Below are 23,583 nucleotides of genomic sequence, written 5' to 3'. Positions count from 1 at the left end.
ATACTGGCGCCCGTTGCCCGGTGTTTCGCCGCGTAAGTTGCTCAATTTTCAGCACCGCCCGCAGCCGCCAACCTGCACCCACTTTGCCCAGGAAAACCACCATGAAGTTCAAGAACGTGGCCCTCGTCGGGCTTGTCGCCGTTGCCGCCGCTGGCACCGCAGGCTGGCTGAGCCTGGACAAAGAAACCCGAGGTTTCCTGGCCGCGTTCCCCACCAACCGCGACCTGCTGTTCTGGAGCACGTCGCAGCGCGATGCGGCGTTTCGTGCCCTGGACCGCTTGCCCTTTTTGGCCAAACACCGCGCCGTGCCCGCCGGCACCACGCCGTCCCCGTTGCCACCCGGCCCGCCGCTCGCGCTGCCGCTGGACGTGGACGCCTACATGCAAGGCCAGCGCAGCGCCGCGCTCATGGTGTTGCACAACGGCCAGGTGCGGCTGGAGCGCTATGGGCTCGACTTTGACAGCCAGGGCCGATGGACCAGTTTTTCCGTGGCCAAGTCCTTCACCTCGACCCTGCTGGGTGCGGCCGTGCGCGACGGCCACATCAAAAGCATGGACGACAAGGTCAGCGACTACATCGCCGAAATGAAGGGCTCGGCCTACGACGACGTCAGCATCCGCCAGCTGCTCACCATGACATCGGGCGTGGCCTGGAACGAAGACTACGACGACCCGAACTCGGACGTGGCCCAGTTCAACAACCACAAGCCCGACGACGGTGTGGACGCCGTGGTGAGCTACCTGCGCAAGCTGCCGCGCGCCGTGCCGGCCGGCACCCGCTGGCTTTACAGCACCGGTGAAACCAATCTGGTGGGCGTGCTGGTGTCGCGGGCCACCCAGAAACCCTTGTCGAGCTATTTGTCCGAAAAAATCTGGGTGCCCATTGGCATGGAGCAGCAAGCCACCTGGATTCTCAGCAAAACCGGGCAAGAAATCAGCGGCTGCTGCCTGCAAGCCGCCACGCGCGACTTTGCCCGCTTCGGGCAGTTCATCTTGAATGGCGCGGTGGTCAACGGCCAGCCCACCGTGCCCGACGGCTGGCTGCAAGAAGCCACCACCGCCCGCACCGGCATAGGCCAGCCCGGGCGCGGCTACGGCTACCAGTGGTGGACCTACGACGACGGCAGCTTTGCCGCCCGTGGCATCTTCGGCCAGGGCATTTTTGTGGACCCCGCGCGCCAGCTGGTGATTGCGTCCAACGCCAACTGGGCCAACAACGCCACCGACCCGGCGGCCAGCGCCGCACGCGAAGCGTTTTACGTGGCGGTGCAGCAGGCCGTGGACGCCGAGGCCAAGCAGTAGCACCCCGCAGCGCAGCGCAACGCGTGCGCTTAACGCGGCATTTGCGGGGTTTTTCGGCGGCTTTTGTGCGCTTGGCCGCAGAGCCATGGCCCGTACCCTGTGGGGATCACCCCAATGGAGCAAGGCCACATGAGCACCCCGCTGCACGACGCTGACGAGCGCACCAATCTCACGGGCAACAACAAGTTTGAACTGCTGTTGTTTCGCCTGGGCGAGGCGCCGGGCACCGACCGGCGCGAGCTGTTCGGCATCAACGTTTTCAAGGTGCGTGAAATCCTGGTCATGCCCACCATCACCGCCATGGCCAATGCGCCGGCCCATGTGCTCGGGGTGGCCAACATTCGCGGGCAAATCATCCCCGTGATCGACCTGCCCGCCGTGGTGGGCTGTGTGCCCAAACGCGGCCTCACCATTTTGATGGTGACCGAATTTGCCCGCACCACCCAGGCCTTCGCGGTGGAAGAGGTGGACGAAATCGTGCGGCTGGAATGGAGCAACGTGCTGGCTTCAGAAGGCAACGGCGGCAACCTCGTCACCAGCATTGCCAAGCTCGACGGCGACGCCGAAAAAAGCCGCCTGGCCCAGGTGCTGGACGTGGAGCAAATCTTGCGCAACGTGATGCCGCCGCCCAAGGAAGACATCACGCCCAAGTCGGTGGGCGCGGCCGTGAGCCTGCCCGAAGGCGCCATCATCCTGGCCGCAGACGACTCCCCCGTGGCGCGCATGATGATCGAACAAGGCCTGAACGCCATGGGCACGCCCTACGTCATGACCAAGACCGGCAAGGAAGCCTGGGAGCGCCTGCAGGCCATTGAAACCGAGGCCCGCGCCGAAGGCAAAACCGCGCAAGACAAAGTGGCGCTGGTGCTGACCGACCTGGAAATGCCAGAAATGGACGGCTTCACGCTCACCCGAAACATCAAGCAAGACCAGCGCTTCAAGTCGATCCCGGTGGTGATCCATTCGTCGCTCACCGGCACCGCCAACGAAGCCCACGTGAGCTCGGTAGGGGCCGACGGCTACGTGGCCAAATTTGTGGCCGCCGAACTCGCCGCCACCATCCGGCAAGTGCTGCGGCACTGACCGGAAGCGCGCCTAGTGCGACAGCGTCACCCGCAGTGAGCGCCCGTCGGCCAGAGTGGCGCAGGCGCCTTGGGGCAGGGGCGTGAGCCGCTCTACCACTGCGGGCAGCGGCTTCAGGTCGGCCAGTTCGGTCCATTGGCCGGGGGCGTCCCAGCGCAGCGCGTGCAGGGCACGGCGCGTCATGTCGGGCAGCACCAGCGTGGGCCGCTGGCCCGGCTGCTGCACGATCACCGCCAAGTCTTGTTCCAGCGCGCCCATGCGGTGGTTTGACACATCAAGTGCGCGGGCAAATGGCACCAGCGCCGGCGGCCGGTAGTGCAGCAGCTGCAGCACACCGCCAATGTGCGGTGTGACCACGCTGGCCAGGTCCAGCTGGCCGTCGCCATCAAAGTCGGCCACCCCCACCGGGTTGAGCCAGCGAAAGGTGGAGCCCGCAAAAGGACCGCGGGCGCGCTCCACCAGGCGGGGGCCTTCGGGGCCGTGGTCCACACCCAGCACCACCAGCGCGGCACCGCGCAGGGTGTCGGCCTCAATCAACACCATTTCCTCGCGCCCGTCGCGGTCCAGGTCAACAATGCGCGGCACCCGGTCTTCAAACACCCGGTTCAGCGGCAGCACCAGCGCCACCGTGTCCCAGCCGCCCGCGCGGGTCTTCACCAGCGCGTGCACGCTGCCCGCGTGCACCGGCGAGCCCAGCGCGTCGTGCGGGTAGCGCCGGGTAGGGGAGCCCAGCCAGGCCCACGCCAGGTCGTGCCGCCCGGTCACCGCCTGGCTGTCGGGCAGGCGCCTATGGGCTGCGGCCGGCAAAGGCTGCAGCGGCTGGGCGTTGTGCTGCACAGGGCTGCAAGTGTGCGTTTGCGGGGTCACCGTGAGGCCCATGGCCTGTGCAGCGGGCGTGTGCAAGCCCAGGCTGGCCACCAGGGTGGTCAGCGCGGTCAGTGAGGTGAGTGCGGCCAGCGAGCGAGCGCGGGCGGGGCGGGGTCGGGGTGCAAAGGGCATGGCGGTCAGTCGTGTGGGGCTGCGGTTCCTTACAACAGCGGCGGCCCCCGGCGCTGCAAACATTGGCTCAGCGGCTTACGATGCAGGGCCGCGGGCAGCGCCGCCCCTGTTGGCGCCGCTTCCTCCTCTTTTTCCTGGCTGCCATCAGCCCAACCCAACCTACCCCATGAGCGAAAAAACCCCTTACACACCACCCGCCGTCTGGACCTGGGACCAGGCCAGCGGTGGCAAATTTGCCAACATCAACCGCCCCATTGCCGGCCCCACGCAAGACAAAGACCTGCCCGTGGGCCAGCACCCGCTGCAGCTGTATTCCATGGCCACGCCCAACGGCGTGAAGGTCACCGTGATGCTGGAAGAGCTGCTGGCCCTGGGCCACAGCGGAGCCGAATACGACGCCTGGCTCATCAAAATCAGCGACGGCGACCAGTTCACCAGCGGCTTTGTGGAAGTCAACCCCAACTCCAAAATCCCGGCCCTGCTCGACCGCAGCACCGAGCCACCCACGCGCGTGTTCGAGTCCGGTGCCATCCTGCTCTACCTGGCCGAAAAGTTTGGCGCCTTGCTGCCCAAAGCCCACGGGCCGCGCACCGAAGCGCTCAACTGGCTGTTCTGGCAAATGGGTTCTGCGCCTTACCTCGGCGGCGGCTTCGGGCACTTTTACGCCTACGCCCCTGAGAAGTTTGAATACCCCATCAACCGCTTCGCCATGGAAGTCAAGCGCCAGCTCGACGTGCTCGACCGCCACCTGGCCACCCACACCTACATGGCCGGCGACGAATACAGCATTGCCGACATTGCCATCTACCCCTGGTACGGCGGGCTGGTAGAAGGCAAGTTGTACGAGGCCGGCAAATTTTTGTCGGTGCACGAATACAGCCACGTGCAACGCTGGGCCGCAGCTATTGGCGAGCGCCCGCCCGTGCAGCGCGGGCGCCGCATCAACCGCGTGTGGGGCGACGAAGCGGGGCAGGTACCCGAGCGGCACTGAGGCGGTGCCCGTACCCGGTCCAGCTCAGTCCTTCAGGCTGGCGGCAACAGCTTGCGCAGTGAACGGATCTTTTGCCAGAGCACGGCCTTGGGCATGTTCATCGCCATGGCTTGCATGCACCGCTCCTGCCATCCTGGCCGTTCTTGCATACGGTTGATGGCTTTGGCCAGATCGCGCGCCACGGCGGTTCCGTAAGCTTGCTCGGCTTTGGCTAGAGCCTTGCGAAGCAGGGGCAAGCTCAGGTTCATCATCGCCAAGTCGATCACGTCTCGGCTGAACACGCCGTCGTCCGCCTGCCGGTCTGAGTTGGCCAATAGTTTCGACGCTGCCAAGTCGAGCGGCGTGAGCGTACTGATGCCGCACACAACATCGTCTTTGCCCGGCGCCTCCAACACCATGCGCGCCTCACGAACAATTTCGAACTTGATCGCCTGCCCGTCCATTTGCACCGCAGTCCGCAGGCCGTATTGATCGGCGCGCACCTCCCGCACCATGGTCAGCGGCGGCGTTCCCTCTCGAACCAACGCGTTGAGCCCTTCGGCGCCTGTTAGCCACTGGCGCAGCTCCCGGTAGCCGGTGGCGTCTGACACCAAAAAGTCGATGTTTATCGATTCCCGGTACTCGCCACAGCGCAGGGCAATGCAGGTGCCGCCGCCAAACAGGCAGCCGTGCTGCCGCAGCGTATCGCCGTTCAGCGCGCCCAGCACATGAGCAATGCGTTGGTGGTGCGGGCGCTCAAACATGGCGCTCCTCCATCGCCAAAGTGCCGTCACCCAGACCGGCGTCCAAAGCCCGCAGCAGCGCCTGTTCGGCGGGCGACATAGCGGCGGTGTCCAGATGCCGCGCATTGCGCTCGTAAATGCTCAAAGCCTCCAGGGGCGAAATTGTGTCGGTGCCATGCACCTGCCACGCCAGGGCCTTCAACTGCGGGTAGTCAGCCAAGCGCACGCGCACCGGTATCCATTCAGCCGGATCGGGTGGGCTAACGCGTTCGGCAGCGGGTTCGGTTCCTTCAGCGTTGCGCGCCAGCAGTGTCATGCCCAACGCCGCCATGGCATGGGCCCAAGCGCCGCCAGCCACCGAAGGCTCACCCTTTTCTATGCGGTGCAGCGTGACCCGCGACATGCCCGCCGCTTCGGCCGCCGCCGTGCTGCTGACCCGCAGCGCCTTGCGGCGCGCGCGCAGTTGCCGGCCCAAGGCTTGTAGCTGGGTTGTGCCTGGGTCCAGTTCGGGTGATGTTTCGGCTTTCATATGTTTCTCATAGTGATCAAAGTATTTAATTTGTCAAGTATGAGAAGCACTTATAACCCATAGGCCCCTGCACCGCCGCAGCTGTTTGCGCCGCCCGTTAAAGCCACATGCGCCCTGGCGCAGGGCTGGTCTCTATCTTGTATTCGGGCGACCCGCCCAACACAAAAGCGCCCAGCACCAGGCTCAGCAGCGCAATGAACATGCTGGCCCACAGCGCCGTCCAGAAACCGTCCACCTTGAAGCCGCTCACCAGCTTTGCCACCAGCATCAGCATCAGCGCGTTGATCACCAGCAAAAACAGGCCAAAGGTGACCAGCGTCAGCGGCAGCGTCAGCACCACCAGCAGCGGGCGCACCACCGCATTGGCCAGGCCCAGCAGCAGGGCAGACACCACCAGCGCGCCCGTGCTGCCAAAGCGAATGCCCTTGAACAAGTGGCTGGCCAGCCACAGAGAAAAAGAAGTGATCGCCCAGTGCAGCAAAAAAGGCATGAGGTTGGAAAGCATCGGTGCAGAGCGTTGGGTCAAAGGGGGTTGTGCAAAGGGGCTTTGGCCACCGGCCCCGGGCAGCGCTTTCAGCAGCGTTGGGGCCAAAAGGCCAAGCCCGGTGTCCTGGGGCGGCATTTGGTTTTCAAGCCCTGCAAAGCGCCCGGTGTGGGCGGTTGCGGCACACTTGGCAGCATGAAAAAAGTTATTGCCGTCTTGGTGCTGGTCAGTATGGCATGGGGTGCATCGGCGCAAAACCTGTGGCGCGACGCGCCCATGCAGGCCAGCCCGGCCCAAATTCGCGCCCTTATGCCCGAAGCCCGCGAAACGTCAGCCGCCCAGCGCGCGGCAGACCCCAGCGCCTTGCTTGAAATTCCCAGCACACCCATTGCCGACGAAACCTTCAGCGCCACCTACCACTTCGAGTCCGAGCGCCTGCAGCGCATCCACCTGCGCGCCCAGCCCGCCACCCCCGCGCGCGCCCAAGCCCTGCTGAAAACTTTGCAAGCCTCGCTGCGCACCAGCTACGGCCTGCCCGTCAGCACCCCCTCGCGCCCGGTTGCAAAGCTGGGTTCGGTTGACCTGCTGTGGTCCTTCCGGCGCATGACGGTGCAATTGGCCATGCTCGACGGCAAAACGGTGGAGCTCATCTACAGCGCCAACCTGCCGCCCCAGCGGTTGAGCCTTTGAGCGAAGGGCGCTGCAGTGCGCCGGTGAATGGGTGCTTCCTTTCAGAGAGGCTTTGCTTATAGATCAGGCCCAGTGAAGTCTAAAGTCCGTTCGGGTTGAGCTTGTCGAAACCTTCCTCAGACATGGCACGAGCCCTTCGACAGGCTCAGGGCGAACGGTTGATACTTCATAGGGCCGAATCAATAAAGCCTCGACGTGCTTTGATCTAGGCCCTGAAAAGCCGGGGAGCGGGAGTCAATTGGACTCTGACCCCGAACACCCATACACAGGCTCCCGGTGGCGGTTGATGCTGGCCAGCACGTAGGGGTTGCGCACCGCACCGGGCTCCACCAGATCCACGCCCCGGCCCAGCAACTGTTCCAGCTCGGCCTTGGCGCTGTAGAAGCTGTGCGGGTCAGGCTGCGCACCCGCTGCAAACTCCACCAGAAAGTCGGCGTCGCTGCTCTCGGGCACAAAGTCGTCACCCCGCGCAGCTGAGCCAAACACCTCCAGCCTGCGGATGCCGTAGCGCAGGCAGATGGCGGCGATGGACGCGCGGTGTTGAGCGATGGCGGGGTGCATGCCTGCGGGTGTACCGATGGAGCCGTTTGGCAGGTATGCCCGAGCGTGGGACGTATTTGCGTGCACCATGTCGCCCAGGGAAGCAAACAGAAACAACATGGCCACACTGATACCAGCGATAGGGAGCTGCGTCGCGCGCATGACTTCGGGCGAGCGCCGCACCGCCGAGCGGCTTGAGCAAAAGCTCGACGACGACTACCTGCTCTGGTACGACGTGGCGGTGGGCCCCCGCCATCAGCACCCAGACTTTGTTGTCATGCACCCGCGCCGAGGCATCCTGATTTTGGAGGTCAAAGACTTCCGGCTCTCCACCCTCATCCAGGCCAACAAGCAAACCTGGGACATTCACGCCGAAGCCGGCCCCAAAACCATTCCCAACCCGCTGGAGCAGGCCAGGCAGTACGCCCACCAGGTGGTGAACGCGCTGGAGCGCGACCCGCAACTGGTGCAGCCCGAAGGCCGTCACCAAGGCAAGCTGGCCTTTCCTTGGAGCTACGGCGTGGTGCTGCCCAACATCACCCGCGCGCAGTTTGACAAAGCCGAACTCCACAACGCCATAGAGCCGCACCGCGTGGTGTGCCAAGACGAAATGCTGGAGGCGGTGGAGCCCGAGGCATTGCAAAGCCGGCTGTGGGACATGTTCCCTTTCATGCTGGGTGGCGTCATGTCGCTGCCGCAAATGGACCGCGTGCGCTGGATCATGTTTCCTGAAGTGCGGGTGGCCGTGCCCGGCACCGGTGACCTGTTTGACGCCACCGACGCCGACGCCGACCTGCCCAGCATCATGCGGGTGATGGACATACAGCAAGAGCAGCTGGCGCGCAGCCTGGGCGACGGGCACCGCGTCATCCACGGTGTGGCCGGCTCGGGCAAAACCATGCTGCTGGCCTACCGCGCCGAGCACCTGGCCAAGGCCCACACGGCGGCCAGCAAACCCATCCTCATGCTTTGCTACAACGAGCCGCTGGCCAAGCAGCTCGCCCATGTGATGGCCGCCAAAGGCATTGCCGACCGCGTTCACGCCGTGCACTTTCACAAATGGTGCCGCGACCAGCTCAAGGCCTTTGGCCAGACCCTGCCCGCCAACAACCAGTCGGTCACCGACAAGATGGCCGACATGGTGCAGCGCGTCATCATCGGCGTGGACCGCAAACAGATCCCCAGCGGGCAATACCAGGCCGTGCTCATCGACGAAGGCCACGACTTCGCGCCCGAGTGGCTCAAGCTGGCCGTGCAAATGGTCGATCCCGCCACCAACAGCCTGCTGGTGTTGTATGACGACGCGCAAAGCATTTACGAGCGCAGCAAAACCCACGAAGGCGGCAAACCTTTCAGCTTCAAGAGCGTGGGCATACAGGCGCAGGGGCGCACCACCATCCTCAAGATCAACTACCGCAACACGCGGCAAATTTTGCAGACCGCCAGCCTGGTGGCCGCTGATCTGCTGACCGCCGAAGACAAAGACGAAGACGGCGTGCCCATGCTCAAGCCCGTGAGCTGCGGGCGCGACGGCGAAGCGCCGCTCATCATCCGCCTGCCCACCCTGCGCGCCGAAGCCACACACATCGTTGAACTGCTCTGCGCGGCCCACAAAGAAGGCCACGCCTGGGGCGACATGGCCATGCTCTGCCGCCACCACCAAGACATGTACCTCTGCGCCAACGTGTTGAACCGGCGCGGGTTGCCCTACCAGGTGCGCGACAAGGCAGGCCAGTTCGACCCGGCCGCCGACACCATCAAGGTGCTGACCCTGCACGCCAGCAAAGGGCTGGAATTCCCGGTGGTGGCGCTGGTGGGCGCGGGCCACATGCCCGCCCCGGGTGAAGACGAGCGCGAGGAAGCCAAGCTGTTTTACGTGGGCGCCACGCGGGCCACGCAGCGGCTGATCATTGGGATGGGTGGGGACGGGCGGTTCGGGCAGCGGTTGGCTGCCTGAACGGGCGTTCTTGCAGAACCGCTCGCACCGCGCAGGAACGGGCGAGGCATTTCACGGTGTCAGCGTCGCCAGCTGGGCTTTCAGTCCCGGCAGGTCAGAGGTGACGGTTGCCCAGACGATATCCAGGTCCACCTTGAAGTAGCCATGTGCCAGCGCATTGCGCATTTCATACGCAAAGCCCCATGGCATCGCGGAATGGGCCTGAGCAAATGCTGGGTCGTTCTTGACCACGTTGTTGCAGGCCTCGCCAATGATCTCCAGGTTGCGGATCACAGCATCCTGCGTTTTTCGGTCTGCCTTGAAGCCTGCAGCGTCCATGCCCACTGTGTAGCTCTGGATGTTGTCAATCGCCTGCGCCAGGTGTTGGAGGTAGTCCGCCGTGCGCAGTGGGTGCTGGCGCATCACAGCCTCACCGCCTCGCGCAACACCTGATCACGAAAGCTGTCCGGCAGACCATTGGGGGTCAACACGTCGACCTCCATACCCAGCAGTGCCTTCAGCTCGTAGCGGATCGCGCCAATGTCCAGCAGCGTGGTCGAAGGCGTAGGGTCCACCAGCACATCCAGATCGCTGCCCTCAACATCGTCGCCATGAACCGCCGAGCCGAAGACGCTCACACCAGCCACGCGGTGGCGCAAGGCAATCTCTCGGATCTGCGAGCGATGAAGATGGAGGGCTTGTGATGGGCGCATGAGGCCGAGTGTAGCGATTGGGCGCCGCCTTCGGTGCCGGGCGAAGCCCGCCGATCGCCTGGCGTTGGTTGGCTGTGTCTCCGTCCGACTCAGCATCTCTGGGGTGAAAATTGGAATCTGACCCCAATAATCTGAAAGACGATGTAGCGGTTGCTGGCCCGGTAGCCCTTGGCGCGCAGCGCTGCCAAACACAGGGCGTGGGCCGCGTTGTAGGCCAGGTCAAAGCGGCTTTCCAGCGCCAGCGTGGTGTTACTGGCGTCTGCCAAGCGGGCACGGCCGGTGCGCAGCAAGCCGTCTGTTTCTGCCGCGTCGGGCGGCTCTGGTTTGAGCGAGCCGCCTGGGCGGCTCAGGTTGTCAAGTGGGTTGGTTGGGCTCATGTGGCGCGGGTTCCTCCTGGCCGATCAGCCATATCTTTGGCTGTTGCATCACGCGGTTGATGAATGCATTGTCGCCCTGCATGCGGGCGCGGAAATCGGCGGTGGTGTACAGCGCCGGGTTGATGGCGCGGCCCAGTGTCTGGCTGGCGCCCTCCAGCGCCGCGAACACATCGCCATAGCCCAGCGTGTCGCTCACCACCAGCAGGTCCACGTCGCTCGCTGCCGTGTCTTGCTGCTTGGCGATGGACCCAAACACAAAGGCTTGCGCAATCTGCGGCGCCAAGGGTGCCAGCGCAGCGCGCAGCACATCGGCCAGCCCCATCGTTTTCAGCACCAGCCCGCGCAGCTCGGCAAACACCGGCGACGCAGCGTTGGCCTGAAAGTGCTTCTGGTTGCCCTGCTTGCGCACCGTGAGCAGGCCCGCACCAGCCAGGTCGGCCAGCTCGCGCTGCACTGCGCCCGCGCCCGACTGCGCCAGCCCAATCACCTCGTTGGTGTAGAAGCTGCGGTCTGGCGCGCCAAACAGCACGGCCAGCACGCGCTGGCGCACCTTGGAGAAGAGGGCGTCAGCGATGCCCGAGTGAGATGTCGTGTTGATCGTACCCATATTGGGTTCGATCATACCCTTTTTGGGTTTATTCGGGAGTGGACATCCGCTAGGCAGCTTGCAGCGCCCGTGCCAAGGCCTGGCTCACGCGCACCGCGGGTGTTGGCTGCGATTGCAAATTGGAATCTGACCCCCGATAGTCTGACCCCCGATAGTCCTGGAGGTGCTTCGGCGCAGGCCCTGAATGGAACGGGTGAGGGAGTCAATCGGAATCTGACCCCAAAAGTTTAGGCATTGCCTTTTGCCTCCCACTCACTGCAATGGCAAAAGGCAAGACCTGACCCCGATGCACGCGAGCAGCAGTTGTGCACGGGGCTTTTTGGCGGGTGACTTCGGCTTAAAGCCGAATCCCGGTGCTTCGCTGCGGCATCGGAGGCCAAATGCAGATGCCTCGCTTAGGGGCAAAAGGCAAGACCTGACCCCGATGCTTTGACCCCGATGCTTGTAGCAAAAAGCAAGACCCTACCCCGATGCTTGGCTGCTATCGATTTCCCTTGGCGCGGTTATGGGATTTGCAGAGCATCTGACAGTTGTTTGTACCTGTTGCGCCACCCTTGCTCCATGCCTCAACATGATCAGCATCCATTTCGGCAACAGCCCAAATTTTACTTTTATTTGCATCATGCCCCATTGTGCAATGTGGGCAGTTCGATTCTTTCTTTAACTTGGCTTTGTCGGTTTGCACTTTGTAGACAGACTTTTTAACTGCCTCATCGAAGACGCGAACTTCCAATAATTTAGTATCTTTTCCGCCACCCAAGATAAACTCAAAAATTCCTTTGCGGCTTTTTACGTATGGATCACCGTAGAGTTCTTCAACTCTCTTCCAAACTTGTGCCGAGTTATAGCGGGTACTTTTGTATGTTTCGTATAGGCGCCCCCACTCAAGCCCACGCATCTCGGTTTCAACTCCTTGAAATACCGTTGAAACCCAGTCAATAACACTGGTGAAGTAATTCTTCAACTCTGTGATGTTTTTATCAAGACGATGGCGGGCCATGTAATCGCCAATGTTTCCCTTGCTTACCCAGTCAATCGCGCATTCGAGTATTTCTTGGCGATTGGCGCTGCCTTTTATGTAAGCACTCCATTTTTGAATGTTGGCATTTTGGCTGTTGCTGAACTCTTCTTTAGCGAGTGTCACAAATGGTCCTGAATAGACCGCGTTAAGAAGTTCTTGGTCAGTGAGCGGAACGCCAGCTATGTTGATAGTCTTAAACCACTCTTTAATTTCGCTCTCACTTCCTTCGCACTCATAAATCAACAATTTTGTCGCCAAGATTTTTTCTCTTTTGTCTTGGGCTATTCCGTTAAAATACTGCTCCATGCCATTGCCATCCTTGATGGCAAATTTGTCTGTGACGAAGCGGCCAATGCTGGTAATTCGCTGTTGCCCGTCCAATACTTCAAGATGATCTTCTGTAATTTTGTTGAAATAAATAAGACCAAGCGGATAGCCTTTTAATAAAGACTCTACCACTGCAGCCTCTCGACGCCCACCTTCGCCTGCATAAATGTAGTTGCGCTGATACTCGGGCTGAATAGTGAGTTTACCGGCAAGTCCGAACAGCCCTTTTCCCTCTAGCTCATTGTAGATAAAGTCATCACAAATATCTTTTACAGTGATTTCAGTTTTCAACGTGGTTTTCATTCCGTCCCCTATATCTTCTTAATAAATATTCTCTTGTAAGCCATTCTGGCCATACCATCTTCGTAATATCCAGCTGTTGGATTGCCTTCCTTGTATGCCCCTGTTCCACCATCTCGATAATAGTCTTCAACAAATTTTTGTGTTAAGCCTGCTGTTTTTTTGAATCGATCCTCGATAAGGCCGTTGTCGCTTGTGCCTAAGATTTCAAACTGCTCTGGACAGTATTTGTCCAAATAACTTATTGGCACCCCCATTACCCCAATATAGTCATTCGGAATGGCATCTGTGAAAGGTACTTCGATGGCGTCGTAGTTGTCATATTCAATGTAAGATGATTTGCCTTTAATTTCTTTATGTTTGCTGAAGCGGAGATTGTCGGCCATTGTCATGAGTGGTAGTGGTTGATGACGGCGTCCGTGATCAATGTTAGTAAACCAACAACAGTTTCTAAACTTAACCAATCCGGTTTCGGCGCTGTAGACACCCTCTCCATATTCACTTGCCGAAGGGGATTTGAAGTACGCATTTCCAGCGCTAAAGCCATTCCCGAGCCACATTTTATTGCCCTTGATTGAAGGGAAGATTTCTTTGTATGTTATTGCATTCATGCTTCCAATAATTACAAATTGTTTATTATATTGGAATAACTGGCTAACATATTCTCGAAATAAACTGAAAGGCGGGTTGGTTACCACGATATCCGATTGCTTCAAAAGTTCGACGCACTCTGTGCTGCGAAAATCTCCTTCACCATCTAGGGGGGGCATTCATTTTCGTTGTTTGCCTTCAGTTGTTCAGCTATGTCGGAAAGATTGAATTCGCCATCGCTATCGACATCAAGTACTTTATTTATGATGAATTTGTTTGCCGTTACCTTTGGCCTGCCTTTGGGATTAAGTTTAACTTTTTCATCGTCTATTAGATTAAGCTGGGTATTTGCTATCGGTGACGGTTTGTAGCTGGTAGTAATTAATTTTTTGAGACCAAGCTTTTTGAAATTCAAAACGAAATAGCGAAAAAAGTTGCTCTCATAGGGGTCATCGCAGTTGCAGTAAACGACTTTCCCATTAAAAACTTTGGTGTTGTATTCCAAATAAGCTTCCATTTCGCGCTGAATGTCTGCGTACTGAGTATAGAACTCATCATTCTTTGCCTTTTTGGCACTTGTTAAGTTTTTATTTGCCATGTGCTATTTTTGGATTTTATTTGTTGCTTTGTGACCGATGACGCGTGAAATTCTTAAGTGTGCATTTATCCAGGGGTTCGCGGCTCAATGGCGTGCGATTTGTTGTCGTGAGCTACTTCCCCCAACTATCCTTCAGCCCCGTCATCCGGTTAAACACCGGCTTAACTCCCGCCACATGGTCCACCCGATCCGCCACAAAGTAGCCAAACCGCTCGAATTGGAATTTCTGGTCCGGCAACGCTGCAGCCAGTGAGGGCTCCACGTATGCCGTCACTACCTTCAGGCTGTTCGGGTTCAGCGCTTCAATGAAGTCTTTCCCCCCCGCATCCGGGTTGGGGTCGCTGAACAGGCGGTCGTACAGGCGCACTTCGGCTTGCACGCCATCAGCCGCGCCCACCCAGGTGATGGCGGCTTTGGCTTTCACGCTGTCGGCGCCGGGGGTGCCGCTCTTGGTGCCGGGGATCACTTTGGCGTGCACTTCGATCACGGTGCCCGCTGCGTCGCGGGTGCAGTCGGTGCATTCGATGACGTAGCCGCCTTTCAAGCGCACCACGTTGCCTGGGAACAAGCGCTTGTAGCCCTTGGGCGGCACTTCTTCAAAGTCTTCGCGCTCAATCCACACGTGTTTGCCGATCTTGAACACGCGGTCGGGTGGTGGGGTTTGACCTTCGGGCACGGCGCTGTGGGGCAGGGCGGGCTGGGTGCAGTCTTCAAGGTAATCGTCAGCGCCAAAGGCCTCGGCCCAGTTAGTCAGCACCAACTTGACTGGGTCGAGGACGGCCATGCCGCGGTGGGCCTTGTTTTCCAGGTCTTCGCGCAAGCAGCCCTCGAGCGTGCTGTAGTCGATCCAGCTGTCGCTCTTGGTGACGCCGATGCGTTCGGCAAAGAGCTGGATGCTTTCGGGCGTGTAGCCGCGGCGGCGCAGGCCGACTATTGTGGGCATGCGCGGGTCGTCCCAGCCGCTGACTTTGTGGTCGTACACGAGCTGCGCGAGCTTGCGCTTGCTGGTGATGACGTAGGTGAGGTTGAGGCGGGCAAATTCGTATTGGCGGGGCGCGGGCGCGGCCAGCAGCTTGCCTTCAATCAGGCGCTCCATCAGCCAATCGTAAAACGGGCGCTGGTCTTCAAACTCCAGCGTGCAGATGCTGTGGGTGATTTGCTCCAGCGCGTCCTCAATGGGGTGCGCAAAGGTGTACATGGGGTAAATGCACCATTTGTCGCCGGTGTTGTGGTGCGTGGCGCGGCGTATGCGGTAGATGGCCGGGTCGCGCAGGTTGATGTTGGGCGAGGCCATGTCGATCTTGGCGCGCAGCACCATGCTGCCGTCTTCGTGCGCGCCGTCGCGCATTTCGCGAAAGCGGGCCAGGTTTTCTTCCGGGGTGCGGCTGCGAAAGGGGCTGTCCACGCCGGGTTTGCCAAAGTCACCGCGGTTGGCGCGCATTTGCTCGGCGGTTTGTTCGTCCACATAGGCGTGGCCGGCTTGCACCAAGTATTCGGCCGCGCGGTACATGAAGTCAAAGTAGTCGCTGGCCTGAAACAGGTGGCTTTGGCCGTTGGCTTCCCAGCCAAAGCCGAGCCACTGCACCGCGTCCAGGATGGAGTTGACGTATTCGGTGTCTTCCTTCTCGGGGTTGGTGTCGTCAAAGCGCATGTGGCACACGCCGCCGTAGTCGCGCGCCAGGCCAAAGTTGAGGCAGATGCTCTTGGCGTGGCCCACGTGCAGGTAGCCGTTGGGCTCGGGCGGGAAGCGGGTGCGAATTTTGGCCGGGTCCAGCGGGCCGGCGGCGTGGTGGGCGGCGTCGCCCGGGGTGCCGGCCCAGTGGCGGCTGGCGTAGGTGCCTTGTTCCAGGTCTTTTTCAATGATCTGGCGCAGAAAGTTGCTCACTTTGTGCTCGCCGGCCGCTTCGCTGGCGGGGGCTGCGGGGTGGTTTTTGGGGGCGTTTGGGGTGGTGTTCGAACTCATTCAAGCATTCTAGGGCCGCAAGCTGTGGCGCCCTTGCCGCGCACCCTTGGCGGCGCTGGGGTGGCGCGGGCCGCTGCGCCGTGACTTGCTTGGCCCGCTGGCGCACCACCCGACGAGGGGCGGGGCGCGGGGTTTGAGCGGCGGGGTGTTTCAAGTATCTTTAAACCCGCTTCCAGCGGCGGCGGCAGGGCATGGGAGGTGCCTTGCAGACGCGTGCCTGGGCACGGGCCGCAGCGGCCCCAGGCACCACAAAAGCCCGCCAAGCCACACAAAAAACAAGCCACAGCACAAGAAAGCGCCGCACGATGAACAAGGACAACCCGGACACGATTTCCATGGAGCCGTCGACCCGCTGGGAAGAAACCCACGCGGAAGACGTGTTTTTGCCTTCGGTGCGGGTGCAGCTGGGCTGGCACGACATAGAGGCCGCGGTGGAGGCGGGGGCCATCGTGCCTTCAGAGGCGCATGCGCTGTGGGCCGAATGGGCCATGCCCGGCAGCCGCACGCGCGTGGCGGCGGGCGCCCCGCTGGTGCCCGACGTGGACTTTGAGCCCACGGTGGCCGAGTCGCTGTGGGCGGCACAGGCCGCGCAGGCTGCACGCGGGGCCCGGGCGCCGGTGGCCAGCGGGCCGCGCTTTTCGTTCACCAACACGCTGTATTACTTTGGCGGCATGCTGGCCATTGGCGCCATGACGCTGTTTATGACGCTGGGCTGGGAGCTGTTTGGCGCCTGGGGTGTGCTGGCGCTGGCGCTGGGCTACCTGGTGGGCGCGCTGCTGGTGGCGGGCAACCTGATGAAGAAAGGCCTGCACACGCCGGCCGGCATTTTGGCCACGCTGGCGGTGTGCCTGGTGCCACTGGCGGTGTGGGCGCTGCAAAAAGCCCTGGGCGCCTGGCCTGACACCGGCGCCGACAGCTACCGCGACTACCACCGCTACGTGCACTGGCGCTGGGTCACCCTGGAGCTGGCCACGCTGGCCGCTGCCGTGGTGATGCTGTGGCGCTACAAGCTGCCGTTCATGGTGATGCCGGTGGCCGTGACGCTTTGGTACATGAGCATGGACGTGGCCCGCTTTTTGATGCAGGCCAACGGCTTTGACTGGCAGTTTCGGCTGGACGTTTCGCTGGTGTTTGGCCTGGCCACCTGCGCCGTGGCGGTTTGGGTAGACCTGCGCACGCGCCGCGCCACGCTGCCCGAAGACCGGCAAGACTTTGCGTTTTGGCTCTACCTGTTTGGCGCCATCATGTTTTGGGCAGGCCTGAGCATGCAAAACAGCGACTCCGAGGTGAACAAGTTCATTTACGCGCTGATCAACGTGGGCCTGGTGTTTTTGGGCGCGGCCATTGGGCGGCGCGTGTTCACGGTGCTGGGCGCGCTGGGTGTGGCGGGCTACCTGGGGTATTTGTCTTACCGGGTGTTTGAAGACAGCCTGCTGTTTCCGTTTGCCCTCACGCTGCTGGGCCTGGCGGTGGTGGGGCTGGGCATTTGGTGGCAAAAGCACGAAGCCGCCCTGCACGCCCGGCTGGCCAGTTGGCTACCAGCGGCTTTGCGGCCACTGGCCAACAGCTACCGATAACTTACGCCCGTCTTGAGCGCCCCGTTCGTCCTGAGCGCTCCGTTCGTCTTGAGCGCCCCGTTCGTCCTGAGCCCTCCGTTCGTCCTGAGCGCTCCGTTCGTTCTGAGCGCCCCGTTCGTCCTGAGCTTGTCGAAGGAATCACCACCGTGGCGGCGGGGCTTCGACAGGCTCAGCCCGAACGGAAATGTGCCCAAACTGCGTGGACGCCCGTGGCGGCGGGGCTTCGACAGGCTCAGCCCGAACGGAAATGTGCCTAATCTGGGTGGAAGCCCGTGGCGGCGGGGCTTCGACAGGCTCAGCCGGAACGAAAAAGTGCCCAATCTGCGTGGACGCCCGTGGCGGCGGGGCTTCGACAGGCTCAGCCCGAACGGAAATGTGCCCAATCTGCGTGGATGCCCGTGGCGGCGGGGCTTCGACAGGCTCAGCCCGAACGGAAATGTGCCCAATCTGCGTGGACGCAATGGTGCGCGGGCGAAGGCCCGCGCTACCCACTCATCAATACGTCAGGTTGAGCTGCATCACCGCAGTGGTGCCGCTCACTTCGTTGCCCACAATCAGCAATGGCTTGCCGTTGGGTGACTGGGCGGCGGGCACAAACACCAGGCCTTCGGGGCCCAGGTCGCCAATGGCGGCGAGCCGGCCCGCGGTGGCTTCGTCTTCAGGGTCGTTCAGCCATTCGTCGCGGGTGTTCAGGTAGTCCACGCGGGTGGGCGCGGCGGGGTTGGTGATGTCGTACACCAGCACGCCGCCCATGCGCTCCAGGCCAATGAAGGCAAAGGTTTTGCTGCCAATGGTGCCCACGGCCACGCCTTCGGGCTCGGGGCCTTTGGCGTCGCTGCGGCTGTCTTTGGCGTTGCCTTCGTTGTGGCCGCTGTTGAAGAAGTCGGCACACGGAATGTTGCGGGTGGTGCCGAGCCTGCAGTCGGCACTGGCCAGAAACTTTTCAATTTCAGCGCCCGAGTCCCACACCAGTGCGCCGTCTTCACCCCAAATGCTGAACGAGCGGGCGCCGTAGCTGTAGAGCTTGTCGTACATCAGGCGGTCGCCGGTGGGGTCTTCCACGCCAGCATCGGTGAACTTCTTGGGCGAGCCGTCGGGGTTGGTCTGGTAGCCCATGGTCCAGGTGATGTTCAGGCGGCCCAGTTGGGCGTCGTCGCGGCAGCCGAGGGGGTTACCGTCAATCGCTCCGCAGTAGCTAAATGTGGCGGGGTTCAGCAGGGCGCCTGCTGCCAGGGCGTTGAGCTGTGGGGGCAGGTCGCCGCCGGCGCGGCCGGCCCAGCCGTTGCGGTTGATCAGGTGCTTGACGCGGAACTCTTCCACAAAGCCTTTGGTCGCGTCGCCGGCCCAGTAGGCATCGTTATCTTCGCCCCAGGCGCGCGCGTCGCCTTCGTTGGCGGTCACCAGGTAGGTCTTGCCGCCCACGGTGTACGACGCCATGGCATCGGGCTGGTACATGCCGTACACGCCCGGCCAGGTTTTGATGTTGATGGTGGAGCCATCGCGGTCTGACACGTCCAGCTCGTTGCCCGCCACGCCGTAGTTTTTTAAGCCCAGCGGCAAGATGTCGGTCACGGTGGCGGTGGCAATGTCCACCTTGGCCAGGGCGTTGTTCTCTTGCAGAGTTACCCAGGCGGTGAGGCCGTCGGCTGACAGGGCAATGTATTCGGGCTCAAGGTCTTGCGAAGCCGAAGCGCCCGGGCCATACAGGCGGACGCCTTGGGCGCGCAGGGCAGCTTCTTGGCCGGTGAAGGCGCCAAAGCCGGCGGTGCGCACCACCAGGCGGGCGGGGTTGCTGATGTCGATGATGCTGATGCTGCCCTCGGGATCAATCTGGTAGTCGTCGCTGGGTTCGCCTTCGTTGGCGGTGAGCACGGTTTTACCGTCGGGCGTGAAGACGATCATGTCGGGCAGCGCGCCCACGGTGGCCGAGCCCAGCAGGGTCAGGTCGCTGGCGCGGTAAAGCGCCATGCGGCCAGGGTCGGTTTTCACAGGCGCCTGAATGGCCACGGCCACCATGCCGTTGAACACGGCCACGCTGTTGATGGACGAACCCGCCAGCACGGCACTGGCGTTGAGCTGGCTGATGAAGGCGGGCTTGGTGGGGTCGCTCAGGTCGATCACGTCAATGGCGCCGGCCTGGGCGTTGACCACAAACAGGCGCTTGCTGGCCGCGTCGAAAGCCGGAATTTCGGCGGCGCTCACTTCGTACAGGCCCGACTGGTAGCTGCCAATTTTTTCCAGCGTCAGGCCAGCGGGCGTGGCTTCCACCACAGGGGCGGGCGGCGTGGGCGCGGCGGGCTCGTCGCTGCCACCACAGGCGGCGAGCACGGCCACCATGGCGAGCGAAGCGGCAAAGCGGTGCGCTGGCAGTCGGGCTTGGGATGGGGCTTTCGCGCGGGCGGGGAGGGTCTTCATGGCGTGCTTTTGTGGTTAAAAGCACGGTTGTAAAGACGGCGCGTGACCGCCGGGTGACGGCTTGGTGACGCCTGCATGACGTGGCCCTTGCGGGGCCAGGCATGGCACGCGGCGTTACTGCCCGAAGCGCGGGCCGGTTTTCAGAAACTCGGTTTCAGCGGGCGTGTTTTCGCGGCCGAGCGCGGCGTTGCGGTAAGGGAAGCGACCGTATTGCGCCACGATGTCGCGGTGCTGCTGCGCAAAGCGCAGGTTGCTGGCCAGGGCTTCGCGGCGTTCGGGGGTGGCGGTGTTGAGCAGGTGGGTGAAGCGCGCCACGCATTCGTCTTGCAGGGCCAGGTCTTCGGCGTGCATGAGCGGCATGTAAAGAAACACGCGGCCCACGCGGGGGAGCAGGGTGTTTTGCCCCATGGTGAGGGTTTGCAGCACCAGTTGCTGGGCGCGCGGGTCGCCGGCAAAGGCGCGGGCCTGGCCTCGGTACACATTGCGGGTGAACTGGTCGAGCACGATGATGAGCGCGAGCCGGCTGTTGACGGTGGCTTCCCAGTCGGCGAGGCCACCGATCAGCGCTTCGTCTACCAAGGCGCCAAAGCGGTGGCGTATTTGCTCGTCTTGTGTGGCGCCGCCGCCAAACCACAGGGAGCTGTGGTCGGTGCTGGGCCAGTCGTACAGCAGGCCGTCACCCAGCCAGAAGCTGAGCACGTCTTGTGCGGTGGGGTTGGTGGGGCTGTGGGGGGCGTTGTTGCTCATGGCGTGACCTTGGTGTGCACCGGTTGGGTGCTGGGCAGCAGATGCCAGGGGCACGGAGCCTGTTACGTCTGGCAACGACTTTGACTGTGCGTGCGGTACAGGTTACAGCGATTTTTTCTGTAATGCACCTACAAGGCGTCAACAGCTTTGCAACCAGGAGCAACCCATGAAAACCTTGTCTTTGAATACGTATTGGAAACGCACCTCGGCCGTGGCCCGTGGGCTGACCTTGGCTACCCTGGCGGCGGGCGCATGGGCGCTGTCGGCGGGCCTCACGCAGGCGCATGCCAGCGATGTGTATTGGTCGGTGGGCATTCAGCAGCCGGGTGTGTCGGTGGGCGTGTCCAATGCGCCGCCGGTGGTGGTGCACCAGTACCCGGGTGTGCGGCACCGCCCGGTGGTGGTTTACCAGCAGCCGGTGGTGGTGCACCAGCCTTACCCGTATGTGCGCCCGGTGGTGGTGGCACCGCAGCCGGTGTATTACCAGAGCTATGGCCACGCCCAGCGCTGGGATGACCGCCGCGACCGCCACCACAAAAAATGGCACAAGCGCCATGACCGGCACGATCGCTACGACCGGGATGACCGCTACGACCGGGGTGACGACGACCGACGCGGCCACGGCCGGCGCTGATGCTGGTGTGCGGTTTTGCGGGCGCTGCCCGGAGCAGTCGGAATGCCCCTCACCCCAGCCCTCTCCCGCAAGCGGGAGAGGGGGCAAGTCACGCACGGCACACAGTTGTTGATCCCAGTCGGTTTTCTTGCTTCCACTCCCTCTCCCGCTTGCGGGAGAGGGCCGGGGTGAGGGTTCTTCGGCCCGCTTCCGCCCGCGTCAGCCCAGCCTTTGAACCGTGTCGTGGTTGGCCTGCGCCAAGGCGCGAAACCCGTTTGAAATGCGCGCGTCGGCCGCAGCGGCTTGCCAGAAGCGCAGCGCCAGGGCGCGGGCTTGTGGCCATTCGGCCAGGGTGTTGGCGGTGGGCTGCAGGGCGCGTTCACCAAACTCACGCGGCACCAGCTCGCCGTTGATGGGCGCGTAGAGCATGGGCAGCATGTCGTAGGTGGGTGACAGGCGCCAGTCGTCGTTGTCCAGCAGCAGCGAAATGTTGCCGTAGTGGCGGTCGGTGTTGGCAATGAGCACGCCGTAGGCTTCCAGCAGGCGCAGGTGGCTGGCGTCTTGCTCGGTGAGCAGGCGGCGCTGGGCCATGCGCCTTGCGGTGGCGGCCCAGTCGTCCATCTGGCCCACGTATTCCGAGTCGTACACCAAGAGCGACACCATGCCGATGCGGCCCGCCGTGGTGCGGTCAAAGCGCTGGGCTTCCAGAAACACACGGCCACCGGCTAGGACGATGCGGGTGTGCGCCGCCGGCAAGCCGGCTTGCGCGAGCGTGTGCAGGGCCAGGTGCTCGCACACCAGCAGGTCGCGCAGGCGCTGGTCGGCCGGGGCGCTGCCGGCGGGTGAAAACTTCACAATCACCGGTTGCTCACCAAGCACGGTACAAAACTTGGGCTGCTCGCCGCCAGCTGACGAGCCGGGTAGCGTGCCTTGCATGGCCTGCTCGGCCAGCGCGGGGTATTCCAACTCGGGGTGGCTCACGCGCACCGTGCGCTGCGCCAGCGTGTGCAGGCGCTCCAGCGCGGGCTGGCCCACCACCAGGTTGCCGGGCAGGTCGTCACCGGCTTGCACCAGGGCTTTCAACACATCGCCGTCGCTCCAGTAGCGCAGGTCGGGCGGCAGGCGCAGCTGGGGGTGGGCGTGGGCAAAGGTGCGGCCCATGAAGCCCTGGGGGCGCATGTCGTTCAGAAACCAGGGCAGGCCGTCGTGCAGCTGGCTGAGGCCATCGGCTTCGTCCACCCAGAAGCGCCCGCCGGGCAGCGGCACCATGCGTCCAAACGGGCTCACGCGGCCTTGCGCGTCCACCCGCATCATGGGCACTTCGGTGCCCACACCGTCAATGTGGCGCGGCAACAAGTAGCGCTGCGAGCGCGCCGCACCCACCTTGAGCACCTGCCCGCTGCGCACCAGCGGCGCCAGCGCCCGCGACACCGTGGGCTGGCTCACGCCCAGGCGGGCCTGCAGCTCGGCGCTGGTGGCCACACCGCCAAGCTGGCGCAGGGCGTCCAGGGCGGGCGTTTCAGTTGGGGCGGGGTGGCTCATTGAATGGAAATATGAATAGATATTTATTCATCATATTTCATTCTTTAAACGGGTGTATTTTGGCCAGCTTTTGAATGGAAAAAATACACAGTTACATGGCTTTGAAGCGCTGCGCGTAGAGCCGGCTCACGGCCTGGGTTTCGCTGCGCCCGCGCAGGCTCAGGTGCAGTTGGCCGGCTTCGTTGCGCGTGACGGTGTGGATGGCGCTGGCCCGCACCACGGTGCCGCGGTGAATCTGCCAGAACACGCGGTCGTCCAGCTGGGGCAGCAGGTCTTTGAGCGGGGTGCGTATCAGCAGCTCTTCGGCCGCGGTGAGCACGCGCACGTATTTGTCGGCGGCTTCAAACACCAGCACCTCGTCCACCGGCACCAGGCGCAGGGCGTTGCCGACGCTGGCCTGGATCACGCGCAGCGGCTCGCTGGGCTGGGCAGGTGGCTGGGGGGCGAGCAGGGCGCGCAGCTGGCTCAGCGTGTGTTCCAGCGGATTGCCTGCGGTGGCCGTGCTGCGCTGGGCCAGCAGCTGCTGCACGCGCTGCACGGTGCGCGCCAGGCGCTCGGGCATCACGGGTTTTAAAAGGTAGTCCACCGCTTGCGCTTCAAAGGCTTGCACGGCGTATTGGTCGTAGGCGGTCACAAACACGGTGGCGGGAAACGGCGCGGCGCCGGTGCCTTGCGACCAGGCATCGGCCAGTTCGGCAGCGGCTTCCAGGCCGCTCAGGCCGGGCATGCGGATGTCGAGAAACAGCACGTCGGGCCGGCGCTGCAAGGCTTCGCGCACGGCGCTGGCGCCGTCGCCCACCACGGCGCACACCTGCAGCGCAGGCCAGGCGCGGGCCAGCTCGGCCTGCAGCGCGGCCGCCAGCAGGGGTTCGTCTTCGGCAATCAGGGCGGTGGCTGGGTGGGGCATGGTTGCGGGG

24 protein-coding genes are annotated in these 23,583 nt (G+C 62.6%); 7 read left to right on the top strand and 17 right to left on the bottom strand.

The features are described 5' to 3' along the window. The first annotated feature begins 101 nt into the window (after window positions 1-101). Window positions 102-1,301, top strand: a complete 1,200-nt coding sequence (locus AC0GNR_RS02615; protein WP_472899451.1) for a serine hydrolase domain-containing protein — start codon at window positions 102-104, stop codon at window positions 1,299-1,301. Window positions 1,302-1,430: 129 nt separating this feature from the next. Continuing rightward, window positions 1,431-2,384 (top strand): chemotaxis protein, encoded by a 954-nt coding sequence (locus AC0GNR_RS02610; RefSeq protein ID WP_472899450.1) that lies wholly within the window; start codon window positions 1,431-1,433, stop codon window positions 2,382-2,384. Window positions 2,385-2,396: 12 nt separating this feature from the next. Here the strand turns inward: AC0GNR_RS02610 and AC0GNR_RS02605 are convergent, their stop codons facing one another. Continuing rightward, complete coding sequence (locus AC0GNR_RS02605; RefSeq protein WP_472899449.1) at window positions 2,397-3,383, bottom strand: FG-GAP repeat domain-containing protein; 987 nt, start codon at window positions 3,381-3,383, stop codon at window positions 2,397-2,399. Between the two features lie 166 nt (window positions 3,384-3,549). On the opposite strand from AC0GNR_RS02605, the gene yghU reads away from it, so the two are divergent. After that, window positions 3,550-4,374 carry a glutathione-dependent disulfide-bond oxidoreductase gene (yghU, locus tag AC0GNR_RS02600; protein ID WP_472899448.1) on the top strand — a complete coding sequence of 275 codons (825 nt, stop codon included), beginning with the start codon at window positions 3,550-3,552 and terminating at the stop codon, window positions 4,372-4,374. Window positions 4,375-4,406: 32 nt separating this feature from the next. Here the strand turns inward: yghU and AC0GNR_RS02595 are convergent, their stop codons facing one another. From AC0GNR_RS02595 to AC0GNR_RS02585, 3 genes are all read right to left on the bottom strand, one after another. Beyond that, window positions 4,407-5,117 (bottom strand): nucleotidyl transferase AbiEii/AbiGii toxin family protein, encoded by a 711-nt coding sequence (locus tag AC0GNR_RS02595; protein WP_472899447.1) that lies wholly within the window; start codon window positions 5,115-5,117, stop codon window positions 4,407-4,409. After that, on the bottom strand, window positions 5,110-5,625 hold the full coding sequence (locus AC0GNR_RS02590) for a helix-turn-helix domain-containing protein (protein ID WP_472899446.1): 516 nt from the start codon (window positions 5,623-5,625) through the stop codon (window positions 5,110-5,112). The genes AC0GNR_RS02595 and AC0GNR_RS02590 overlap by 8 nt, the downstream gene beginning before the upstream one ends. A gap of 97 nt (window positions 5,626-5,722) precedes the next feature. Continuing rightward, the gene (locus AC0GNR_RS02585; RefSeq protein WP_472899445.1) at window positions 5,723-6,130 is read right to left on the bottom strand and encodes a phage holin family protein; all 408 of its coding nucleotides are present in this window, start codon (window positions 6,128-6,130) and stop codon (window positions 5,723-5,725) included. 174 nt (window positions 6,131-6,304) lie between these two features. Between AC0GNR_RS02585 and AC0GNR_RS02580 the strand changes: the two genes are divergently transcribed. Beyond that, window positions 6,305-6,799, top strand: a complete 495-nt coding sequence (locus tag AC0GNR_RS02580; protein WP_472899444.1) for a hypothetical protein — start codon at window positions 6,305-6,307, stop codon at window positions 6,797-6,799. Window positions 6,800-7,033: 234 nt separating this feature from the next. On the opposite strand, the gene AC0GNR_RS02575 is transcribed toward AC0GNR_RS02580, so the two are convergent. Next, window positions 7,034-7,360 (bottom strand): nucleotidyltransferase family protein, encoded by a 327-nt coding sequence (locus tag AC0GNR_RS02575; RefSeq protein WP_472899443.1) that lies wholly within the window; start codon window positions 7,358-7,360, stop codon window positions 7,034-7,036. Window positions 7,361-7,457: 97 nt separating this feature from the next. Between AC0GNR_RS02575 and AC0GNR_RS02570 the strand changes: the two genes are divergently transcribed. Further along, complete coding sequence (locus tag AC0GNR_RS02570; protein ID WP_472899442.1) at window positions 7,458-9,296, top strand: 3'-5' exonuclease; 1,839 nt, start codon at window positions 7,458-7,460, stop codon at window positions 9,294-9,296. 51 nt (window positions 9,297-9,347) lie between these two features. Here AC0GNR_RS02570 and AC0GNR_RS02565 read toward each other — a convergent pair whose 3' ends face one another. The 8 genes from AC0GNR_RS02565 to AC0GNR_RS02530 all read right to left on the bottom strand — a co-directional run bounded on the left by AC0GNR_RS02565 (window position 9,348) and on the right by AC0GNR_RS02530 (window position 15,772). Further along, window positions 9,348-9,698, bottom strand: coding sequence for a HepT-like ribonuclease domain-containing protein (locus AC0GNR_RS02565; protein WP_472899441.1), 351 nt, complete (start codon window positions 9,696-9,698; stop codon window positions 9,348-9,350). Then, window positions 9,698-9,988, bottom strand: coding sequence for a nucleotidyltransferase family protein (locus tag AC0GNR_RS02560; protein ID WP_472899440.1), 291 nt, complete (start codon window positions 9,986-9,988; stop codon window positions 9,698-9,700). The genes AC0GNR_RS02565 and AC0GNR_RS02560 overlap by 1 nt, the downstream gene beginning before the upstream one ends. Before the next feature lie 89 nt (window positions 9,989-10,077). Further along, window positions 10,078-10,365: a hypothetical protein gene (locus tag AC0GNR_RS02555; protein WP_472899439.1), complete on the bottom strand. Its 288-nt coding sequence runs from the start codon at window positions 10,363-10,365 to the stop codon at window positions 10,078-10,080. Then, the gene (locus AC0GNR_RS02550) at window positions 10,343-10,987 is read right to left on the bottom strand and encodes a nucleotidyltransferase domain-containing protein (protein WP_472899438.1); all 645 of its coding nucleotides are present in this window, start codon (window positions 10,985-10,987) and stop codon (window positions 10,343-10,345) included. Before AC0GNR_RS02550 ends, AC0GNR_RS02555 begins: the two co-directional genes overlap by 23 nt. Before the next feature lie 466 nt (window positions 10,988-11,453). Next, the gene (locus AC0GNR_RS02545) at window positions 11,454-12,623 is read right to left on the bottom strand and encodes an HNH endonuclease family protein (RefSeq protein ID WP_472899437.1); all 1,170 of its coding nucleotides are present in this window, start codon (window positions 12,621-12,623) and stop codon (window positions 11,454-11,456) included. An 8-nt stretch (window positions 12,624-12,631) separates the two neighbouring features. Beyond that, entirely contained in the window at window positions 12,632-13,390 is a 759-nt protein-coding gene (locus AC0GNR_RS02540; RefSeq protein WP_472899436.1) for an adenine-specific methyltransferase EcoRI family protein, read from the bottom strand. After that, on the bottom strand, window positions 13,378-13,809 hold the full coding sequence (locus AC0GNR_RS02535) for an adenine-specific methyltransferase EcoRI family protein (RefSeq protein ID WP_472899435.1): 432 nt from the start codon (window positions 13,807-13,809) through the stop codon (window positions 13,378-13,380). Before AC0GNR_RS02535 ends, AC0GNR_RS02540 begins: the two co-directional genes overlap by 13 nt. 112 nt (window positions 13,810-13,921) lie before the next feature. Further along, the gene (locus AC0GNR_RS02530) at window positions 13,922-15,772 is read right to left on the bottom strand and encodes a glutamine--tRNA ligase/YqeY domain fusion protein (protein ID WP_472899434.1); all 1,851 of its coding nucleotides are present in this window, start codon (window positions 15,770-15,772) and stop codon (window positions 13,922-13,924) included. 305 nt (window positions 15,773-16,077) lie between these two features. Here AC0GNR_RS02530 and AC0GNR_RS02525 point away from each other — a divergent pair, with 305 nt between their 5' ends. Further along, a complete protein-coding gene (locus AC0GNR_RS02525; RefSeq protein WP_472899433.1) occupies window positions 16,078-17,349 on the top strand; it encodes a DUF2157 domain-containing protein in 1,272 nt (423 codons plus the stop codon). A 495-nt stretch (window positions 17,350-17,844) separates the two neighbouring features. Here the strand turns inward: AC0GNR_RS02525 and AC0GNR_RS02520 are convergent, their stop codons facing one another. Then, complete coding sequence (locus AC0GNR_RS02520; RefSeq protein ID WP_472899622.1) at window positions 17,845-19,686, bottom strand: choice-of-anchor I family protein; 1,842 nt, start codon at window positions 19,684-19,686, stop codon at window positions 17,845-17,847. A gap of 192 nt (window positions 19,687-19,878) precedes the next feature. Continuing rightward, window positions 19,879-20,511, bottom strand: a complete 633-nt coding sequence (locus AC0GNR_RS02515; RefSeq protein ID WP_472899432.1) for a DUF924 family protein — start codon at window positions 20,509-20,511, stop codon at window positions 19,879-19,881. A gap of 166 nt (window positions 20,512-20,677) precedes the next feature. Between AC0GNR_RS02515 and AC0GNR_RS02510 the strand changes: the two genes are divergently transcribed. Next, window positions 20,678-21,145 (top strand): hypothetical protein, encoded by a 468-nt coding sequence (locus tag AC0GNR_RS02510; RefSeq protein WP_472899431.1) that lies wholly within the window; start codon window positions 20,678-20,680, stop codon window positions 21,143-21,145. A 198-nt stretch (window positions 21,146-21,343) separates the two neighbouring features. Here the strand turns inward: AC0GNR_RS02510 and yjjJ are convergent, their stop codons facing one another. After that, window positions 21,344-22,666 (bottom strand): type II toxin-antitoxin system HipA family toxin YjjJ, encoded by a 1,323-nt coding sequence (gene yjjJ, locus AC0GNR_RS02505; RefSeq protein WP_472899430.1) that lies wholly within the window; start codon window positions 22,664-22,666, stop codon window positions 21,344-21,346. A 91-nt stretch (window positions 22,667-22,757) separates the two neighbouring features. Further along, window positions 22,758-23,573, bottom strand: coding sequence for a LytR/AlgR family response regulator transcription factor (locus AC0GNR_RS02500; RefSeq protein ID WP_472899429.1), 816 nt, complete (start codon window positions 23,571-23,573; stop codon window positions 22,758-22,760). Between the last annotated feature and the right edge of the window lie 10 nt (window positions 23,574-23,583).

The organism is Hydrogenophaga sp. LT287, assembly GCF_055702805.1.
This window is presented reverse-complemented; position numbering and strand designations above follow the sequence as displayed.

Coding starts and splice junctions, on each gene's coding strand:
- AC0GNR_RS02555 (WP_472899439.1), bottom strand. CDS start 10,365: ATGAGCCCAACCAACCCACTTGACAACCTGAGCCGCCCAGGCGGCTCG.
- AC0GNR_RS02530 (WP_472899434.1), bottom strand. CDS start 15,772: ATGAGTTCGAACACCACCCCAAACGCCCCCAAAAACCACCCCGCAGCC.
- AC0GNR_RS02595 (WP_472899447.1), bottom strand. CDS start 5,117: ATGTTTGAGCGCCCGCACCACCAACGCATTGCTCATGTGCTGGGCGCG.
- AC0GNR_RS02610 (WP_472899450.1), top strand. CDS start 1,431: ATGAGCACCCCGCTGCACGACGCTGACGAGCGCACCAATCTCACGGGC.
- AC0GNR_RS02605 (WP_472899449.1), bottom strand. CDS start 3,383: ATGCCCTTTGCACCCCGACCCCGCCCCGCCCGCGCTCGCTCGCTGGCC.
- AC0GNR_RS02550 (WP_472899438.1), bottom strand. CDS start 10,987: ATGATCGAACCCAATATGGGTACGATCAACACGACATCTCACTCGGGC.
- AC0GNR_RS02565 (WP_472899441.1), bottom strand. CDS start 9,698: ATGCGCCAGCACCCACTGCGCACGGCGGACTACCTCCAACACCTGGCG.
- AC0GNR_RS02580 (WP_472899444.1), top strand. CDS start 6,305: ATGAAAAAAGTTATTGCCGTCTTGGTGCTGGTCAGTATGGCATGGGGT.
- AC0GNR_RS02570 (WP_472899442.1), top strand. CDS start 7,458: ATGGCCACACTGATACCAGCGATAGGGAGCTGCGTCGCGCGCATGACT.
- AC0GNR_RS02560 (WP_472899440.1), bottom strand. CDS start 9,988: ATGCGCCCATCACAAGCCCTCCATCTTCATCGCTCGCAGATCCGAGAG.
- AC0GNR_RS02525 (WP_472899433.1), top strand. CDS start 16,078: ATGAACAAGGACAACCCGGACACGATTTCCATGGAGCCGTCGACCCGC.
- AC0GNR_RS02615 (WP_472899451.1), top strand. CDS start 102: ATGAAGTTCAAGAACGTGGCCCTCGTCGGGCTTGTCGCCGTTGCCGCC.
- AC0GNR_RS02535 (WP_472899435.1), bottom strand. CDS start 13,809: ATGGCAAATAAAAACTTAACAAGTGCCAAAAAGGCAAAGAATGATGAG.
- AC0GNR_RS02585 (WP_472899445.1), bottom strand. CDS start 6,130: ATGCTTTCCAACCTCATGCCTTTTTTGCTGCACTGGGCGATCACTTCT.
- AC0GNR_RS02575 (WP_472899443.1), bottom strand. CDS start 7,360: ATGCACCCCGCCATCGCTCAACACCGCGCGTCCATCGCCGCCATCTGC.
- AC0GNR_RS02515 (WP_472899432.1), bottom strand. CDS start 20,511: ATGAGCAACAACGCCCCCCACAGCCCCACCAACCCCACCGCACAAGAC.
- AC0GNR_RS02540 (WP_472899436.1), bottom strand. CDS start 13,390: ATGCCCCCCCTAGATGGTGAAGGAGATTTTCGCAGCACAGAGTGCGTC.
- AC0GNR_RS02590 (WP_472899446.1), bottom strand. CDS start 5,625: ATGAAAGCCGAAACATCACCCGAACTGGACCCAGGCACAACCCAGCTA.
- AC0GNR_RS02545 (WP_472899437.1), bottom strand. CDS start 12,623: ATGAAAACCACGTTGAAAACTGAAATCACTGTAAAAGATATTTGTGAT.
- AC0GNR_RS02500 (WP_472899429.1), bottom strand. CDS start 23,573: ATGCCCCACCCAGCCACCGCCCTGATTGCCGAAGACGAACCCCTGCTG.
- yjjJ (WP_472899430.1), bottom strand. CDS start 22,666: ATGAGCCACCCCGCCCCAACTGAAACGCCCGCCCTGGACGCCCTGCGC.
- AC0GNR_RS02510 (WP_472899431.1), top strand. CDS start 20,678: ATGAAAACCTTGTCTTTGAATACGTATTGGAAACGCACCTCGGCCGTG.
- yghU (WP_472899448.1), top strand. CDS start 3,550: ATGAGCGAAAAAACCCCTTACACACCACCCGCCGTCTGGACCTGGGAC.
- AC0GNR_RS02520 (WP_472899622.1), bottom strand. CDS start 19,686: ATGGTGGCCGTGCTCGCCGCCTGTGGTGGCAGCGACGAGCCCGCCGCG.